Here is a 17,916-nt window from a genome sequence, read left to right as displayed (position 1 = left end):
GTTCGGGAGAGGCGGGCGGTCGGCGGTTTTCGCGAGTCGGGCAGCGATGTTCGTCGATCGGGGCGCGGGCTGTCCAGTTGCCCACCCGGTTTGCGCCTCCGCTGTGACCCCGTGCCGCTCCCGTCGGCGTGTCCGCGTTAAGCCTTTTTTAACCCCCCGGGAGCTAGCGTGCGCCTGCTCGGAACGCTAGCCGCCAGGCTATTGCCGGGTGCCATCCGCGAAGAGTGCGGGTGCCTTTCGTTTTTGGGGGATTTTTTGCCATGTCGCGGACGACGCGTTGGAAGGATGTTCGAAAGTGCGGGATACGCACACTGGTGCCGCTGGGCGTTTCGCTATCGCTGTCGCCCTGTGCGTTGGCCGAAGCCCGGTCCAGCGGCTGGGAGCAGGACTTCATCGGCGTGCCGGTCGCGCGCGCGTTGGGCCTGACCGGCAAAGGCGTGGATGTCGGGGTGATCGATGGCGGTTTCCTTCCGCAGCATCCGGCGTTCGCCGGCCAGGCGATCACTCCGCTGGCCAACCGAGTGGCCATCGACGGCGAGGAAGCGATCGCCGATCCCTCCCGGCCGCTCTTCGATCGCGATGAGCAAAGCGGAGAAATCCAGGTCGCCAGCCATGGCGCGAATGTCAGCGGAATCATCGCGGCCAGGCCGGAGGTCATTGCCGATTTCACCTATCGTGGTGGCGTGGCGCCGAAGGTCGGGCTTTTCCAGACGCAAATCAGGCCCAGCGACGAAGCCGATGACGAGGATGCCGACATAGAGGAGGAACAAGACGAAGCGGCGAGCCAGGCCAGCCTGCTGCAACCGGGCAGCGAGGAACTCGTCCATGGCGCCCTGAGCACCCTCTACCGGGGCGCGCCGACGGTACGGATCATCAACAACAGCTACAACGACGATCCTATCGGCAATGACGCCGCCGCGGTGGATGCCGCTTATGCGGCGATCGATCCCGCAGCGCCGCATCCCTACCTGAATGCCCTGGCCGACGGCGTGCGCGACGGGCGCCTGCTGGTGTTCGCAGCCGGCAACGAAAGCCGCGCGCAGCCCGGCTTGCTCGCCACCTTGCCGCGCTTCATGCCCGGACTGGAAAGCGGTTTCCTCAGCGTGGTCGCGCTGGGTCCGGACCGCGACCTCACCGACTACTCCAACCAGTGCGGGGTGACGAAAGACTGGTGCCTGGCGGCGCCCGGCGACATGTACGTGGCCGCGGCGAACGGTGCCTCGGCCGAACGCTTGACCTACACCTATGCCGACCAGAGCGGTACCTCCTACGCCACGCCGCTAGTCAGCGCCAGCGCGGCATTGCTGGCCGAGCGTTTTCCCTACATGGACATGGCGCAGGTGCGGATGACCATGTTGAGCACCGCCGTCGATCTTGGCGAGCCTGGGGTCGACGCGCGTTTCGGCTGGGGGTTGCTGGACCTGGCCCGGGCGGTACGTGGACCAGGCCAGCTGTTCGGCGATCAGCGGGTGACGCTGGACGCGGCGCGCGGCGGCTGGAATGCCAGGGATGCCTGGAACAACGACATCCGCGCCGGTGGCATGCTTGGCAAGGCCGGCAGCGGCGCGCTGCGGCTGTCGGGCGATAACCGTTTCGCCGGGGTCGCGGTCGAGGCCGGCGAACTGGCGCTCGCCGGGCGCAACCGGTTCTCTGCCGCCAGCGAGGTTCGCGGCGGGCGCCTGGTGGTGGACGGCACGCTCGAAGGACCGGGGTTGAGGGTAGCCCGGGCCGGCGAGCTGGGCGGCGGCGGCACCATTGCCGCGCCGACCCGGATCGACGGTGTGCTCGCCGCCGACCGCCTCGCGGGCGCGCCGAGTTTCACCCGCTCGCTCGAACTGTCGCCGTCGAGCACGACCCGGGTGGCGCTGGGCGGGCAACCGCCGATCCGCCTCGACGGCGCGGCTGCTTTCGCCCGGTTGGGCGGGCGGCTGCAACTGACGGCGGCCGATGCGGCGGGGGCGGGGCAGAAGTTCCTGACGGTCGCGCGTGGCGCCACCTATCAGGGCGGTTTCGATGCCTTGCAACAGGCGCCGGGCCTGGCCGCGCGGGGCCTGCGCCACGACTTGCGCTTCGCTGCGGATGGCATCGCCCTGGCCCTGGCTCCGCTCGACCTGCCGGGGCAGGTCAACCTACAAGGCAACGCCGGGCGTTCCGCGGCGGCGTTGAACGCGCTCCGTGACCGGCCCATCGCCCTGCGCCCCGGCGCCTACAACGATTGGCTGCAGGCCAGCCTGGCGCGCGGCGATCTCGCTGGCCTGCCACGCAGCGCCGGCGGCCAGGTGTATGCCGACAGCCTGGCCTACCTGAGTCGGCAGCCGTCGCAAGTGGATCGCGCGATGTTCGGCGAGCTTTCCTGGGCGCAGCCCGGGCAGGCGCCGCGGTTGTGGTTCCAGGGGCTCGCTTCCGGCTTGCGCAACGAGGGGCGCTCAGGCGTCAGCGGCAGTCGCGAGCGTAGCGACGGCATTGCCCTGGGCCTGGTCCAGGCGCTCGACGAACGAACCCAGGGCGGCGCGACGCTGGCGCAGACCAAGGGACGGATCAACAGCGCCGGCGGCAAGGTCGAGCTGGACATCACCCAGCTCGCCGTGGGCTTGCTACACGCCTTCGACAGCCTGGAACAGGGCGGTTACGTCAGTGCCATGCTCGGCGCCGGCTACCTCGACGCCGCCAGCAAGCGGCGCCTGCCGGGCTTTGCCACGGCCAAGGGCGACAGCGAGGGCTGGCTCTACCACGCCAGCGTCAAGAGCGGCTACCGCTGGCGCAAGGACGATTGGCGGGTCGAGCCGCGGGTCGGCCTGCTGGCGACCCGCACGGAATGGAAAGGTTTCCGCGAAAAGCACAGCGAGCTGGCGCTGGACGTCGACCGCGCGGCCAGGGATGCGACCTTCGCCACCCTGGAACTGAGCGTCGCGCGCAGCCTGCGGGTGGCCGACTGGTCGCTGGAGCCGGAGCTGAACCTGGGCTACGAGCGTGCCCTGGGAGTGCCGGCGAGCCACACCGAGGCTAGCCTGCAGGGCGTCGACCTGAAGCAGGTTTCGGCCCATCGGGGGCGCGACCTGTTCAGTGCGGGGATGGCGCTGCACGCCCGCCGCGGTCCGTTGCAGGGCAGCCTGGAGCTGCAGGGGACGAAAGGCGAGCGGGTCGGCGGCAGCGCCGTCAACCTGCGCCTGAGCTACGACTTCTAGCGCTGGCTACTTGAGCACCTTGATTGGCTTCACCGGGGTGCCGTCGCTCCATTGGCCCATGCCGGTCTGCTCCGGCGTAGCGCCCAGGGCGTACTGGCGGTTGCGGTTGTAGAACGCCGCGTCGGTGAGGCCATCGAACAGCTTCCAGGTGCCGTACCAGTCGAGGGCGTCGATCACCAGCGGGTCGTGGCCGGTATAGCGGCCTTCGGCCTGCTGCACTTCGAGGCGCTTCTCGACGCGGTCGAGCAACCAGTCGCTGTCTTCTTCCTTCGGATACTGCGGGCCGAATACCGGCGCGGTGGGCGCCGCGTGGTTGGCCAGCAGCGGCGGAGCGCCGTGGCGATCGCTGCGCAGCAGCAGGAGGTTTTTGTCGCTGGGCGGAATGTGCCGGCTCTGGCGGTAGATGCGCTTGGCGTCGGTGCAGGCCACGTGGCTGTCCTCGTCGCCGCAGACCGCCAGCAGCAGGGTGCCCTTGGCCAGCCCCGACAGGCGTTCCTGGGCCACGCCGTCCCAGCGCTTGCCCTGGCTCTTGCCGGGCTCGACCACCATCAGCGCCTTCGCCGCCGGCAGCTTCAGGCGTTCGCTGGCGGCCGCCAGGTTGGCGGCGAGCAGTCCGCCGGCGGAGTGGCCGAGGTAGGCGACCTGGTTCAGCCGCGGGCGCACCCCCAGCTCGCCGGCCTGCAGGCGCCTGAGGGCGTCGCCGAGGGCGCCGGCGGCATTGTCGAGGAAGTCTGCGTTGGGCGTCTTCAGGTCCGGCTGGTAGCGCGGGTAGACCACCACCATGCCGCGGCGGACGATATGGTCGATCCAGGCGCGGTAGAGGTCCGGCTGCATCACGCTCCAGCCGTGCAGGAAGATCACCAGCGGAGCGTTGCCGGGGACCGGTTGCTCGGGGGTGAACACCCAGTATTCGCGAGCGCCTTCGCCGAAGTGCCACTGATGCACGCTGGCATGGCGATAGGCCGCGCCGCCCGGCCCTTCGGCCGGCTGCGTCGGCGGCGTGGGCGCGGTCGGCGGTTCGGCGGCCGTCGCGGCGTGGCCCAGGAGCAGGCCGCACAGGACGAGGTACAGGGTACGGAAGCGCATGCGGGCCCTCTTGCGGAATCGGAATGTCGTGCCAGTCCTAACCATAGCGCCGTTCAGCGCGGATAGAGCGGTGGCAGGCCGCCATTGTCGACCGCTCCCGCCGGCGCTTGTTCCGTGGTGGGCAGGGCGCGGATCGCCCGCCACAGGTCCTCGCCCTGCCAGGAATGGCCGCTCTCGCTGTACAGCGCGCCGTTGAGGCCATCCAGGGCGTCGGACAGCGGTACGAAGCGGGCCGCCATGTCGGCCAGGGTATCGGGTTGCTGACGAGCCCAGGCGTCCAGGGCCTGGCGGGTCGCCTGGGGATCGTTGGCCAGGCAGGCGCGGCGCAGCTCGTCGAGCAGGCTGCGGCTGCTCGGGCCGTTGGCTGCGGCGCGGATCACCGCCGGCAGCTGGCGGGCGCGCCACCAGAGGCCGAAGCCGAGCAGGGTGGTCAGGGCCAGCACGGCGGTAGCCAGTTGCCAGGGCCAGAGCGTCGGCTCCAGGCGTTCGCCGAGCGGCAGCGCCGCCGCCGGCGGCTCCGCCTCGGCCTGCGGCGCGGCGGCCACTTCCAGGGTGCGCGGTGGCAGGCTGGTGCGCTCCAGGCGGTCTTCGCGGGTGTTCCACCAGACCACTTCGAGCGCCGGCAACTCGATGCGCCCGGCCTGCTCGGGCACCAGCGCCTCGCGTTCCTCGCGACTGCCGATGAGGCCCTGGTCGGTGCTCTGGTCGGCCAGCTGCGGTTGGTCCGGGTAGCGCCGCAGGCCTTGCACGTCGGGCAGCGGCAACGGCGGAAGCTGGGTGCCGGAAAGCCCCTCGACCTTCAGCAGCACATTGCGCGTCAGCGATTCGCCGACCTGCGCCTGCTCCGGCTGCGGGCTCCAGCTTTCGCTGATGCTCAGCGCGCGGGCCGGCATCCAGGGCGCGTCGGCCGGATAGTCGGCAGGCTTGGGCCGGACCTGCAGCGGGATGCTCGGCGAAGTCACCCGCATCTGCCGGCCGGGGCGCGGGCCGAAGGGGTTGTAGTCGTCGCTGCCACGGTCGACCAGGGTCGCGCTGAAGGCTTGCGCAGGAATCTCCAGGGTGCCGCTCTTCTGCGGGAAGATCGCGTAGCGCACCTCGATCACGCCGTGGCGGATGCCGTTGATCTCCTTCTCGTAGGTGCGCGCCTCGCCGAGCTGTTCGACCTTCGCGTCGTTCATCGTCAGCGGGGTCAGGCTGCTGTCGTCGTATAGCGATACCGAGTGGTAGATGCGCAGGGTGAGGATCGCCTGGGCCTGCACGTAGACCTTCTCCTGGTCGACGCTGGCATCGATGAAGACCGGCGCCAGCTTGCTGCTCTTGGCGCGGTCGCGCGCCTCCAGTACGTGCAGCCTGATCGGCTGGGTGCTGCTGGCGCCGAGGCTGATCGGCGGGATCGCCACGTAGCCGCTCTGCTTCGGCAGGAGGGTGACGATCCAGCGGGTGGTGGCCTGGGCCCGACCGTTCTGCGTGGCGAGACGGTTGACCTGGCGCGTGCCGAGGACCTCGAAGAGGGCGTCCAGCGGGCTCAGGTCGGGCTTGCCGAAGAGGGTCGGGTCGTCCGATTCCAGCGTCAGTTCGACGCTTTCCCCTTCGGTCAGGCGGGCGCGGTCGACGCTGGCGCTGAAGCTGGCGTGGGCGGAGACGCAGAGGAGCGCGAGAAGCAGGCTGCAGAACAGGCGGATCATGGCGTGGCTTCCTGGCGTTGCTGCTGTTGGTACCAGAACTTGCGCCGCAGCAACTCGGCGGGATCGTCGGGAATCTGTCGCAGCCATTGCTCGAGGGCCTGGCGACGTTCGTCGTCGAGTCCGTCGTCGGCTTCCTCGTCACCCGTCCGCTCGTCCTCGGCGTCGGGCTGCGGCTGCGCTTGGCCGGGTGCTCCGGCGGTCTTCTCGCCTTCGTCTTCCGGCAGGCTGGTCGAGGGCGCCGCGGCCTGGGCCTTCTGCGCATCGACGGTCGCCGCATCGCGCGGCGGCCGCTGGCTGCTTCCGGATGGCGGGCTCTGCTGGCTCGCTTCCTGGCGCTGTTCCTTGTTCTCGCCGGCCTGCTGCTGCGCCGCCTGTTCCTGGCGCTGGCGCAGCAGTTCCTCGACCAGGGCCTTGTTGCGTTGCGCGGCGACCAGTTGCGGCTGGCGCTCCAGGGCTTGTTCGTAGGCGTCGACGGCGGCTTCCAGTTCGCCCTGGCGGGCCAGGGCGTTGCCACGGTTGTAGTGATCGTCGGCCTGGTCGCCCTGGGCGAAGGCCTGGGCCGCGGCGGCGTAGTCGCGGGCCTGGTAGAGCGACAGGCCTTTCCAGCGGAAGTCCTCGAAGCGCTTCGCCGCCTCGTCCGCCTGGCCCCGTTGCAACAGGCGCTGGCCTTGCTGGTCCGGACGCAGCCAGAGGTCTTCGAACTGGAAGGCCATGGCCGGTTGCGGCAGGCTCAGCATCAACAGCGGCAGGCAGAACAGCCAGCCGCGCCGTCCGGCACAGGCGGCCAGCAGGAGCAGCGGCAGGAGCAGCCAGTACCCCTGGTCGGCCCAGCGCTGCAAGCGCAGCAGGGCGTTCTCGCGGTCTTCCTCCAGCGTGCCGCCGCGGGCCAGCAGGCCGAGGCTGTCGAGGTCGCGGTCGTTCGGCCGCAGGCGCTGGTAGCCGGCGCCGATCTCCACGGCGAAGCGGCGCAGCCCGCTTTCGTCGAGCCTGGGCAGGAGGATGCCGCCCTGGTCGTCCTTGAGGAAGCTGCCATCCTCCTGCTGCACCGGAGCGCCCTTCGGCGTGCCGACGCCGAGCACGGCGAGGCGCGCCGCCCGGTGCTCGAGGGCGCTGCGGATGCCCTGGCGCTCGGGTTCGCTCAGCCCGCTGGTCAGCAGCAGCAGGCGGCCGCGGCCCTGGGCGCCCTGTTCCAGCAGGTCGAGGGCCTGGCGCACGGCGAGGTCGGCGCGCTGGCCGGGCTCGGGCATGATCGAAGGTTTCAGGGCGTCGAGCAGGTTGCGCGCGGTGAGCTGGTCGTCCGACAGCGGCACCAGGGTATGCGCGCTGCCGGCGTAGACGACGATCGCGGTCTGCGCGTCGTTGCGCGTGCGAAGCAGGTCGAGCAGCTTGCGCCGGGCCTGTTCCAGGCGGGTTGGCGACAGGTCGCCGGCAAGCATCCCGGGAGTCAGCTGGAGGATCGCCACCAGCGGGTCGCTACGCTTCATCGAGGGCTGTTCCAGTTGCTGCCAACTGGGCCCGAGCAAGGCCAGCAGGGCCAGCAGCCAGGCGATGCCGAGGCAGATCCAGGGCATGCGGTTCTGCCGCCCGGCGCCGCCGACCAGCAGCCAGGGCTGGAAGGCCGTCGGCAGCAGCAGTTGCCAGCGTCCGGCACGACGCTGGCGATGCAGCAGCTTCCACAGCAACCAGCCAAGCAGCGGCGCCAGCAGCAGCCAGTAGGGGCGCAGCCAGTGCGGCCAGGCGTCCAGCAACAGGTTCATGGTTGCCTCCCGGAACGGCGGCGCGGCCAGGTCCGGTTTTCCCGTGGCCAGAGTTCCAGCGCCACCAGCAGCACGCTCAGGCCGAGGGCGGCGGCCAGCGGCCAACTGTACAGCGCCAGGGCCGGGCGCGCCCGGGTAGTCTGCTGGGCGACCGGTTCGAGGCGGTCGAGGGTCGCGGAAATGCTTTCCAGCTCGGCGCTGGATCGCGCGCGGAAGTATTCGCCGCCAGTGATCTCGGCGATACCGCGCAGGGTCGGCTCGTCGAGATCGAGCCCCGGGTTGAAGCCGAACAGGCCGGGCACGCCGCCCTGCTGCGGGTCGGCGCCGACGCCGATGGTGTAGATCTTCACCTGTTGCTCGGCGGCCAGTTGCGCGGCGATCTGCGGGGCTATCTGTCCGCCGGTGTTGGCGCCGTCGGTGATCAGCACCAGCACCCGGCTTTCCGCGGGCCGCTGGCGCAGGCGCTTGACCGCCAGGCCGATGGCGTCGCCGATCGCGGTGTTCTTGCCGGCGATGCCGATCTGCGCCTCGTCCAGCCAGACCCGCACGGTGTGCCGGTCGAAGGTCAGCGGCGCCTGCAGGTAGGCCTGGCTGCCGAACAGGATCAGGCCGACGCGGTCGCCACGACGGTCTTCGATGAAGTCGCCGAAGAGTTTCTTGATCAGTTCCAGGCGGCTGATCTCGTCGTCCTGCCAGCGCATGTCGCGGTAGTCCATGGAGCCGGAGACATCCACCGCGAGCAGCAGGTCACGGCCGCTGGCGGGTAGCGGCAGGGGTTCGCCGACCCACTGCGGGCGGGCCGCGGCGAGCAGCAGGAGGAACCAGAGCAGGGCGAAGCGCACCTGCTGCCGCCAGGCCGGCAGGCGTGCGCGGGCACGGCGTCCGGCGAGGCTTTCGAGTTCGTCGAGGAAGCTCACCTTGAGCGCCGCCTCGCCGCTGTCGGCGGCCGGCAGCACCAGGCGCAGCAGCCAGGGCAACGGGGCGAGGGCGAAGACCCAGGGCCAGGCGAACTCAAACATGCTTGCGAATCCAGGTGGCGACGGCGGCGTCGAGGCCGTCCACGGCCTTGTCGTCGAGGGTGCAGTCGGCACGGTAGCCGCCTTCCACCAGGATCATCCAGCGGGTCAGGCCGGCGGCCGGGCAACGGTTGTCGAGGAACGCCAGCCAGGCGCGGCCGCTGAGGGCGTGGCTGCCGCTATCTGGCCAGCGCGCCCTGCAGACCCGCTTGAGCAGGCCGTTGATGGCTTGCAGCCAGGGCCCGGCGGAAGCCCTGCCGTAGGGCTTGGCAAGCGCGGCCAGTTCGGCCAGGGCCGCTTCGCACAGCGGATCCAGCGGCGCTTCGCCGCGGGTGGCGATGGTGCGCCGCGGCAGGTGCCGGCGCAGTCGCCAGAGCCCCCAACCGAGCAACGGCAGCAGGGCGGCCAGCAGCCACCAGCCGGGCGCCGGCGGCCACCAGCCGATGGGCGGGGGGGCGATAAGCGGTTCCAGCCGGTCGAGCGGGTTCATGCGCGATACCCCGGCTGGTGTTGTTCCAGCAGGTCCCGCAACTGCTCCACCAGGTCTTCCTGGGTCGACAGCGGCAGCAGCGGCACGCCCAGTCGCTGGGCCAGCCGCTGCCAGCGCGCGCGGCGCGCCTCGGCCAGCTCGCGATAGGCCTGGCGCAGCTCGTCGGCGTGGGTGTCCAGCTCGAGGTCGGCGGCGCCTTCGCGGAAGCGCAGCAGTCCGGCGGCGGGGAGGGCATGGTCGAGCGGGTCGGACAGCGGCAGCAGCACCAGGTCGGTATGGCGTGCGATCAGGCTGAGTTGCTGCTCGGCGACGTCATTGAGGGTGCGCTCGTCGCACAGCACCAGGATCAGGCTGCCCGGGCGCAGCACTTCGCGGGCGCGGCGCAGGGCCAGGCCGAACAGTTCGCCAGGTCGCTCGGCCGGCGTCTCGCGCAGCTCGCGATTGGCCCGCAATAGCTGGTTGAACAGTTGCAGCAGGCTGTGCTTGCTGCGTCGCGGCTTGATTTCGTGGCAGTCGCGGTCGCTGAATACCAGGCCGCCGATACGGTCGTTGTGGGCCAGCGCCGACCAGCCGATGAAGGCCGCCGCGCGTGCCGCCAGCACCGCCTTGAAGCACAGGCCGGAGCCGAAGAACAGGCGCTGGCTCTGTTCGACCAGGACGAACACCGGTCGCTCGCGTTCCTCGTGGAACAGCTTGGTGTGCGGCTCGCGGGTGCGCGCGGTGACGCGCCAGTCGATGGTCCGTACGTCGTCGCCGGGCTGGTAGATGCGCACCTGGTCGAAGTCCACGCCGCGTCCGCGCAGGCGCGAGTGATGCAGGCCGACCAGCGGGCTGCGGCGGTTCTGCGAGGAGAACAGGCGCGCTTCGTGGAGCCGGTGGCGCATTTCCAGAAGCTCGTCGAGGCCCAGTTCGACGCCAGGGGCGGCGCTCAGCATGGCGGCGGCCTCAGGCCACGGCGACCACGTCGAGGATGCGCTGCACGACCCGGTCCTGGTCGATGCCGGCGGCTTCCGCCTCGAAGGTCAGGATCAGGCGATGGCGCAGCACGTCGAACAGCACCGCCTGGATGTCCTCGGGGCTGACGAAGTCGCGTCCGCCCAGCCAGGCGTGGGCGCGCGCGCAGCGGTCGAGGGCGATGGAGCCGCGCGGGCTGGCGCCGTAGGAGATCCATTCGGCGAGTTCCGCGTCGTGCTTGGCCGGGGTGCGGGTGGCCATGATCAGTTGCACCAGGTATTCCTCCACCGCGTCGGCCATGTACAGGCCGAGGATTTCCTGGCGCGCGGCGAAGATGGTTTCCTGGGTCACCCTGCGCTCCGGCCGGGCCTCGCCGTTCAGTGCCTCGCCACGCGCCTGCTGGAGGATGCGGCGTTCCACCGAGGCCTCCGGGTAGCCGATCTTGACGTGCATGAGGAAGCGGTCGAGCTGGGCTTCCGGCAACGGGTAGGTACCTTCCTGCTCGATCGGGTTCTGTGTCGCCATCACCAGGAACAGCTGTGGCAGGTCGTAGGTGCTGCGGCCGACCGAAACCTGGCGCTCGGCCATGGCTTCGAGCAGCGCCGATTGCACCTTGGCCGGGGCGCGGTTGATCTCGTCGGCCAGCACCAGGTGATGGAAGATCGGGCCTTGCTGGAACACGAAGGTGCCGGTCTCCGGACGGTAGATCTCGGTGCCGGTGATGTCGGCGGGGAGCAGGTCGGGAGTGAACTGGATACGGTGGAACTCGGCTTCGAGGCCTTCGGCGAGGTCCTTGATGGCCTTGGTCTTGGCCAGTCCCGGCGCGCCTTCCACCAGCAGGTGGCCGTCGGCTAGCAGCGCGATCAGCAGGCGGTCGACGAGTTTTTCCTGGCCGAGGATCTGGCTCGACAGGTAGCCCTTCAGTCCCTGCAGGGCGCTCTTGTGCTGCGTGCTTTCTGGCTCGTTGCTCATTGTCTGGACTACCGGTTCCAAGGCCTGCTGGGGTGTCGCTCGGTGGCGCACGGCGAGGCCGGCGCGCGCGGGCGGGGAGAAGGCTCCGCTCTGCGGCGGATGACGGCCCCCCGATCCCGCACATGTTAGCGCACGGCGACTGCCTAGCGTACTCTCCGACGCTCGTGCCGCGCCTATTCGTGAACCCGCGCGGGTATGCCGGTGAAAAGCCTCCGCCTCTCGCCGTGACCTGCCTCGCGAAGCGTGGCGGATCGACGCGCCCGGGGAACTTCGCCGGCTCAGGCGGGTCGGTTTCCGCGATGCGAACAGCGAATGGACAGAGCGTTTGTCAGGAGCGACATTGCCGGGGCTTGCCCGGCGCAAGGGGGAGGGCCGCGCCCGGCGTGGGTGGCGGCGCTGGGTCGGCGGGCTGCTGTTGCTGCTCGGCGCGCTCGCCAGCGGATGTTCGAACGCGCCGCGCAACGCCGCCGGCGAGGACACCAGCCAGGGTTCGATGCGCGCCGGCGAATTCCTCCAGACCGATGCCGATCGCATGGCCACCCTGGCCATGCGCGACAACCTGCAAAGCCTCTACCAGTTGCTCTGGAAGCTGTACAAGCGCAATCCCGCCGAATGGAAGAAGACCGGCCTGCCGAGCCAGGCCGACGCCGAGCTGGCGATCCGCCGGGCCATCGAGCAGAACCGCGAACTCAGCGACCTGGGCGGCCGCCGCGACATCGCCGCGCTGTCCTACTCCCTCGATCCGGCGTTCAAGGGCGACCGCGTCGGTGCCTTCATCTACTCCCTGGCCAGCATGCTGATCACCGCCCATGGCGGGCGCACCGAGTTCTACGTCTATCAGGGAATCGACGCGCAGTACGTCTACAACGCCGCGCGCAACGTCGAGGTCGCCACCTGGATGCTGGCTACCCGCAAGGACGACAAGGGTGCCCCGTTGCTGCTTTCCAACGCCCTCACCGACGACGCCAGCAACCTCAGCTACGCCCGCGAGTTCGCCAAGATCGTCGCGCGCCTGGACCTGCTCGCCGAGGTGCTCGGCGAACGCTACCGGCGGATCAGCGTGAACTACGCCCAGGGACTGCTGTTCATGCATTTCCTGCCGGTGCAGTGAGCCGATGCTCCCGGGGTGAACGAATATGTCGCAGCACGGTAAGTGTTTTGCCTTGCCGGCTCGTTAAGCTCTGTCGGATATGACCGGCGGGTCGCTCGCCGAAAAAGGGCGGTTCCCGGTCAGCCTTTGCTGTGCGCCTGCCTGCCTGGATTAATGCTCAGCTTCTGCTGAACTTCATGGACGCAGCGAGGGTCGGTCCGAAGGTGCGTTGCTCGCGACCTTTCCCGCGAACCGCTCGCCTCCATGAAATAACAAGCCAAGCGGAGTACAACCATGGCGTTCTTCACCGCGGCCAGCAAAGCCGATTTCCAGCATCAACTGCAGACGGCACTGGCGCAGCACCTCGGCGACAAGGCGTTACCACAAGTCACGCTGTTCGCCGAACAGTTCTTCAGCCTGATCTCCCTCGATGAACTGACCCAGCGTCGGCTTTCCGACCTGGTCGGTTGCACCCTTTCCGCCTGGCGCCTGCTGGAGCGCTTCGACCGCGACCAGCCCGAAGTCCGCGTATACAACCCCGACTACGAGAAGCACGGCTGGCAATCCACCCACACCGCGGTGGAAGTGCTGCACCCGGATCTGCCGTTCCTGGTCGACTCGGTGCGCATGGAACTGAACCGTCGCGGCTACAGCATCCATACCCTGCAGACCAACGTCCTCAGCGTGCGCCGCTCGGCCAAGGGCGAGCTGAAGGAAATCCTGCCCAAGGGTAGCCAGGGCAAGGACGTCAGCCAGGAATCGCTGATGTACCTGGAGATCGACCGTTGCGCCCACGCCGGCGAACTGCGGGCGCTGGAGAAGGCCATCCTGGAAGTGCTCGGTGAAGTACGCGTGACCGTCGCCGACTTCGAACCGATGAAGGCCAAGGCCCGCGAACTGCTGACCTGGCTTGGCAAGGCCAAGCTGAAGGTGCCGGCGGAGGAACTGAAGGAAGTGCGCAGCTATCTCGAATGGCTGCTGGACAACCACTTCACCTTCCTCGGCTACGAGGAATTCAGCGTCGCCGACGAGGCCGACGGCGGGCGCATGGTCTACGACGAGAAATCCTTCCTCGGCCTTACCCGTCTGCTGCGTGCCGGCCTGAGCAAGGATGACCTGCACATCGAGGACTATGCCGTCGCCTACCTGCGCGAACCGGTCCTGCTGTCCTTCGCCAAGGCTGCCCATCCGAGCCGTGTGCACCGCCCAGCCTACCCGGACTACGTGTCGATCCGCGAGCTGGACGGCAAGGGCCGGGTGATCCGCGAGTGCCGCTTCATGGGCCTGTTCACCTCCTCGGTGTACAACGAGAGCGTCAACGACATTCCCTTCATCCGCGGCAAGGTCGCCGAAGTGATGCGGCGCTCCGGTTTCGACACCAAGGCCCACCTCGGCAAGGAACTGGCCCAGGTGCTGGAAGTGCTGCCGCGCGACGACCTGTTCCAGACCCCGGTGGACGAGCTGTTCAGCACCGCCCTGGCGATCGTCCGCATCCAGGAGCGCAACAAGATCCGCGTGTTCCTGCGCAAGGACCCCTACGGCCGCTTCTGCTACTGCCTGGCCTACGTGCCGCGCGACGTGTATTCCACCGAGACGCGCCTGAAGATCCAGCAGGTCCTGATGGAGCGCCTGCAAGCCAGCGACTGCGAGTTCTGGACCTTCTTCTCCGAGTCGGTGCTGGCCCGCGTGCAGTTCATCCTCCGCGTCGACCCGAAGTCGCGCATCGACATCGACCCGGCGCGCCTGGAGGAAGAAGTGATCCAGGCCTGCCGTTCCTGGCAGGACGACTACAGCAGCCTGGTGGTGGAAAACCTCGGCGAGGCCAAGGGCACCAACGTCCTGGCCGACTTCCCGAAAGGCTTCCCGGCCGGCTACCGCGAGCGCTTCGCCCCGCACTTCGCGGTGGTCGACCTGCAGCACCTGCTCAGCCTCTCCGAGCAGCGCCCGCTGGTGATGAGCTTCTACCAGCCGCTGGCGCAGGGCGAGCAGCAACTGCACTGCAAGCTGTACCACGCCGACACCCCGCTGGCCCTGTCCGACGTCCTGCCGATCCTGGAGAACCTCGGCCTGCGCGTGCTCGGCGAATTCCCCTACCGCCTGCGCCACCAGAACGGCCGCGAATACTGGATCCACGACTTCGCCTTCACCTACGCCGAAGGGCTGGACGTGGACATCCAGCAGCTCAACGAGATCCTCCAGGACGCCTTCGTCCACATCGTCAGCGGCGACGCCGAGAACGACGCCTTCAACCGCCTGGTGCTGACCGCCAACCTGCCGTGGCGCGACGTCGCCCTGCTGCGTGCCTACGCGCGTTACCTGAAGCAGATCCGCCTGGGCTTCGACCTCGGCTACATCGCCAGCGCGCTGAATGCTCACACCGACATCGCCCGCGAGCTGGTGCGGCTGTTCAAGACCCGCTTCTACCTGGCGCGCAAACTCACCGCGGAAGACCTGGAAGACAAGCAACAGAAGCTGGAGCAGGCGATCCTCGGCGCCCTCGACGAAGTCCAGGTGCTCAACGAGGACCGCATCCTGCGGCGCTACCTCGACCTGATCAAGGCGACCCTGCGGACCAACTTCTACCAGCCCGACGGCAACGGCCAGAACAAGAGCTACTTCAGCTTCAAGTTCAACCCGAAGGCCATCCCGGAGCTGCCCAGGCCGGTGCCCAAGTACGAGATCTTCGTCTACTCGCCGCGCGTCGAGGGCGTGCACCTGCGCGGCGGCAAGGTGGCTCGCGGCGGCTTGCGCTGGTCGGACCGCGAGGAAGACTTCCGCACCGAGGTGCTCGGCCTGGTCAAGGCCCAGCAGGTGAAGAACGCGGTGATCGTGCCGGTCGGCGCCAAGGGCGGCTTCGTCCCGCGCCGCTTGCCGCTTGGCGGTAGCCGCGACGAGATCCAGGCCGAGGCGATCGCCTGCTACCGGATCTTCATTTCCGGCCTGCTCGATATCACCGACAACCTCAAGGAAGGCGAAGTGGTGCCGCCGGCCAACGTGGTCCGCCACGACGAGGACGATCCCTACCTGGTGGTCGCAGCGGACAAGGGCACGGCGACCTTCTCCGACATCGCCAACGGCATCGCCGCCGAGTACGGCTTCTGGCTCGGCGACGCCTTCGCCTCGGGCGGCTCCGCCGGCTACGACCACAAGGGCATGGGGATTACCGCCAAGGGCGCCTGGGTCAGCGTGCAACGGCACTTCCGCGAGCGCGGCATCGACGTGCAGAAGGACAACATCAGCGTCATCGGCATCGGCGACATGGCCGGCGACGTGTTCGGCAACGGCCTGCTGATGTCGGACAAGCTGCAACTGGTGGCCGCCTTCAACCACATGCATATCTTCATCGACCCGAACCCGGACGCCGCCAGCAGCTTCGTCGAGCGCCAGCGCCTGTTCAACCTGCCGCGTTCGAGCTGGGCCGACTACGACGCCAAGCTGATCTCCGCCGGCGGCGGGATCTTCCTGCGCAGCGCCAAGAGCATCGCCATCACCCCGGAAATGCAGGCGCGCTTCGACATCCAGGCCGACAGGCTGGCGCCCACCGAGCTGATCCATGCGCTGCTCAAGGCGCCGGTCGACCTGCTCTGGAACGGCGGTATCGGCACCTACGTGAAGTCGAGCAAGGAAACCCACGCCGATGTCGGCGACAAGGCCAACGACGGTCTGCGCGTCGACGGCCGCGAGCTGCGCGCGAAGGTGGTGGGCGAGGGCGGCAACCTGGGCATGACCCAACTGGCGCGGGTCGAGTTCGGCCTGCACGGCGGCGCCAACAATACCGACTTCATCGACAACGCCGGCGGCGTGGACTGCTCCGACCATGAGGTCAACATCAAGATCCTGCTCAACGAAGTGGTGCAGGCCGGCGACATGACCGAGAAGCAGCGCAACGCGCTGCTGGTGAAGATGACCGACGCGGTCGGCGCCCTGGTGCTGGGCAACAACTACAAGCAGACCCAGGCGCTGTCCCTGGCGCAACGCCGCGCCCGCGAGCGGATCGCCGAGTACAAGCGGCTGATGGGCGACCTCGAGGCACGTGGCAAGCTCGATCGCGCCCTGGAGTTCCTGCCTTCCGACGAGGAGCTGGCGGAACGCATCAGTGCCGGCCAGGGGCTGACCCGCGCCGAGCTGTCGGTGCTGATCTCCTACAGCAAGATCGACCTCAAGGAATCGCTGCTGAAATCGCTGGTGCCGGACGACGACTACCTGACCCGCGACATGGAGACCGCCTTCCCGGCATTGCTGGCGGAGAAGTTCGGCGACGCCATGCGCCGCCATCGCCTGAAGCGCGAGATCGTCAGCACGCAGATCGCCAACGACCTGGTCAACCACATGGGCATCACCTTCGTGCAGCGCCTGAAGGAGTCCACCGGCATGAGCGCGGCCAACGTCGCCGGGGCCTACGTGATCGTTCGCGACGTGTTCCACCTGCCGCACTGGTTCCGCCAGATCGAGAACCTCGACTACCAGGTGCCCGCTGATATCCAGCTGACCTTGATGGACGAACTGATGCGTCTCGGTCGCCGCGCCACCCGCTGGTTCCTCCGCAGCCGCCGCAACGAGCTGGACGCGGCGCGCGACGTGGCCCACTTCGGCCCGCGCATTGCCGCCCTCGGCCTGAAGCTCAACGAGCTGCTCGAAGGGCCGACCCGCGAGCTGTGGCAGGCGCGCTACCAGACCTACGTCGACGCCGGCGTACCGGAACTGCTGGCACGCATGGTGGCCGGCACCAGCCACCTGTATACGCTGCTGCCGATCATCGAGGCGTCCGACGTGACCGGCCAGGACACCGCGGAAGTGGCCAAGGCCTATTTCGCCGTGGGCAGCGCGCTGGACCTTACCTGGTACCTGCAACAGATCACCAACCTGCCGGTGGAGAACAACTGGCAGGCGCTGGCCCGCGAGGCGTTCCGCGACGACCTCGACTGGCAGCAGCGGGCGATCACCGTCTCGGTGTTGCAGATGCAGGACGGACCGAAGGAGGTCGAGGCTCGCGTCGGCCTGTGGCTGGAACAACACCTGCCGCTGGTCGAGCGCTGGCGGGCGATGCTGGTCGAACTGCGTGCCGCGTCGGGTACCGACTACGCCATGTACGCCGTGGCCAACCGCGAGCTGATGGACCTGGCGCAGAGCAGCCAGCACGGTGTCTGCATCCCCTGATGCGAGCGGCCTGACGGCAAGCAAGAGCCCCGCCTGAGTGCGGGGCTCTTTCATTCTGGCGCGGCGAAAACCTGCGGTGTTTGCGGTGGCTGAGGCGCTGCGCGGCGACAAATGTCCGGCGCCCGGCGTTAGCCCGGAAAGGACAACCTGACTCACAGATTTAATAAATATTTAGTTATTAGAAACTCTATTAATAGGTTCATATGGATCTATGACTTCTCCGCTTCGTATGCCTTGGCCGGGATCCTGTCGATCGCATAAACCCCCGGCAGCCCGTACTTCCTTCCCCGCCCGGTGAGTTTTCCGATGACGTCGCGGCGGTCACGCGGGAGGCAAGAGCAGGCAAAAGGACACCATGGCGTCATGTATGTGCCTAAAAATTGACAGTTTCCGCTTAAAAAATTAGCAATTAGCATATTTAGTCATTAGATTGACGTTAATCGCCTGCGGCTGCTTTGGCCGTGCCCGCACTGTCAGGGATTCGACGTTGCCATCGGAAACCGCATCCATGCTCCCGACCTGCC

At 68.4% G+C, this 17,916-nt stretch carries 10 protein-coding genes; 3 read left to right on the top strand and 7 right to left on the bottom strand.

Annotated elements, in window-relative coordinates; all coding sequences use genetic code 11:
- Window positions 1-314: 314 nt before the first annotated feature.
- The gene (locus HMPREF2924_RS13555) at window positions 315-3,185 is read left to right on the top strand and encodes a S8 family serine peptidase (protein WP_003091308.1); all 2,871 of its coding nucleotides are present in this window, start codon (window positions 315-317) and stop codon (window positions 3,183-3,185) included.
- Between the two features lie 6 nt (window positions 3,186-3,191).
- Here HMPREF2924_RS13555 and HMPREF2924_RS13550 read toward each other — a convergent pair whose 3' ends face one another.
- The 7 genes from HMPREF2924_RS13550 to HMPREF2924_RS13520 are packed head-to-tail and all read right to left on the bottom strand — an operon-like array spanning window position 3,192 to window position 11,145.
- Window positions 3,192-4,271, bottom strand: a complete 1,080-nt coding sequence (locus HMPREF2924_RS13550; protein WP_003112115.1) for an alpha/beta hydrolase fold domain-containing protein — start codon at window positions 4,269-4,271, stop codon at window positions 3,192-3,194.
- Window positions 4,272-4,324: 53 nt separating this feature from the next.
- The gene (locus HMPREF2924_RS13545) at window positions 4,325-5,956 is read right to left on the bottom strand and encodes a BatD family protein (protein ID WP_003091302.1); all 1,632 of its coding nucleotides are present in this window, start codon (window positions 5,954-5,956) and stop codon (window positions 4,325-4,327) included.
- The gene (locus tag HMPREF2924_RS13540; protein WP_003091298.1) at window positions 5,953-7,713 is read right to left on the bottom strand and encodes a VWA domain-containing protein; all 1,761 of its coding nucleotides are present in this window, start codon (window positions 7,711-7,713) and stop codon (window positions 5,953-5,955) included. The genes HMPREF2924_RS13545 and HMPREF2924_RS13540 overlap by 4 nt, the downstream gene beginning before the upstream one ends.
- Window positions 7,710-8,732: a vWA domain-containing protein gene (locus HMPREF2924_RS13535; protein WP_003091297.1), complete on the bottom strand. Its 1,023-nt coding sequence runs from the start codon at window positions 8,730-8,732 to the stop codon at window positions 7,710-7,712. Before HMPREF2924_RS13535 ends, HMPREF2924_RS13540 begins: the two co-directional genes overlap by 4 nt.
- Window positions 8,725-9,219: a DUF4381 domain-containing protein gene (locus HMPREF2924_RS13530; protein WP_070700527.1), complete on the bottom strand. Its 495-nt coding sequence runs from the start codon at window positions 9,217-9,219 to the stop codon at window positions 8,725-8,727. Before HMPREF2924_RS13530 ends, HMPREF2924_RS13535 begins: the two co-directional genes overlap by 8 nt.
- Window positions 9,216-10,154, bottom strand: a complete 939-nt coding sequence (locus HMPREF2924_RS13525; RefSeq protein WP_003091295.1) for a DUF58 domain-containing protein — start codon at window positions 10,152-10,154, stop codon at window positions 9,216-9,218. Before HMPREF2924_RS13525 ends, HMPREF2924_RS13530 begins: the two co-directional genes overlap by 4 nt.
- 10 nt (window positions 10,155-10,164) lie before the next feature.
- Window positions 10,165-11,145: an AAA family ATPase gene (locus tag HMPREF2924_RS13520; RefSeq protein ID WP_003091294.1), complete on the bottom strand. Its 981-nt coding sequence runs from the start codon at window positions 11,143-11,145 to the stop codon at window positions 10,165-10,167.
- Window positions 11,146-11,485: 340 nt separating this feature from the next.
- Between HMPREF2924_RS13520 and HMPREF2924_RS13515 the strand changes: the two genes are divergently transcribed.
- Together HMPREF2924_RS13515 and gdhB are read left to right on the top strand one after the other, a co-directional pair.
- Complete coding sequence (locus HMPREF2924_RS13515; RefSeq protein WP_003091293.1) at window positions 11,486-12,256, top strand: hypothetical protein; 771 nt, start codon at window positions 11,486-11,488, stop codon at window positions 12,254-12,256.
- A 273-nt stretch (window positions 12,257-12,529) separates the two neighbouring features.
- Entirely contained in the window at window positions 12,530-17,392 is a 4,863-nt protein-coding gene (gene gdhB, locus HMPREF2924_RS13510; RefSeq protein WP_003109600.1) for an NAD-glutamate dehydrogenase GdhB, read from the top strand.
- The last annotated feature ends 524 nt before the right edge of the window (window positions 17,393-17,916 follow it).

The sequence above is a fragment of the Pseudomonas sp. HMSC063H08 genome (assembly GCF_001813645.1).
GTDB lineage: Bacteria > Pseudomonadota > Gammaproteobacteria > Pseudomonadales > Pseudomonadaceae > Pseudomonas > Pseudomonas aeruginosa.
Note: the sequence above shows the minus strand (reverse complement) of the source record. Positions and strands in the feature narration are given on the sequence as shown.

Coding starts and splice junctions, on each gene's coding strand:
- HMPREF2924_RS13550 (WP_003112115.1), bottom strand. CDS start 4,271: ATGCGCTTCCGTACCCTGTACCTCGTCCTGTGCGGCCTGCTCCTGGGC.
- HMPREF2924_RS13545 (WP_003091302.1), bottom strand. CDS start 5,956: ATGATCCGCCTGTTCTGCAGCCTGCTTCTCGCGCTCCTCTGCGTCTCC.
- HMPREF2924_RS13540 (WP_003091298.1), bottom strand. CDS start 7,713: ATGAACCTGTTGCTGGACGCCTGGCCGCACTGGCTGCGCCCCTACTGG.
- HMPREF2924_RS13535 (WP_003091297.1), bottom strand. CDS start 8,732: ATGTTTGAGTTCGCCTGGCCCTGGGTCTTCGCCCTCGCCCCGTTGCCC.
- HMPREF2924_RS13530 (WP_070700527.1), bottom strand. CDS start 9,219: ATGAACCCGCTCGACCGGCTGGAACCGCTTATCGCCCCCCCGCCCATC.
- HMPREF2924_RS13525 (WP_003091295.1), bottom strand. CDS start 10,154: ATGCTGAGCGCCGCCCCTGGCGTCGAACTGGGCCTCGACGAGCTTCTG.
- HMPREF2924_RS13520 (WP_003091294.1), bottom strand. CDS start 11,145: ATGAGCAACGAGCCAGAAAGCACGCAGCACAAGAGCGCCCTGCAGGGA.
- gdhB (WP_003109600.1), top strand. CDS start 12,530: ATGGCGTTCTTCACCGCGGCCAGCAAAGCCGATTTCCAGCATCAACTG.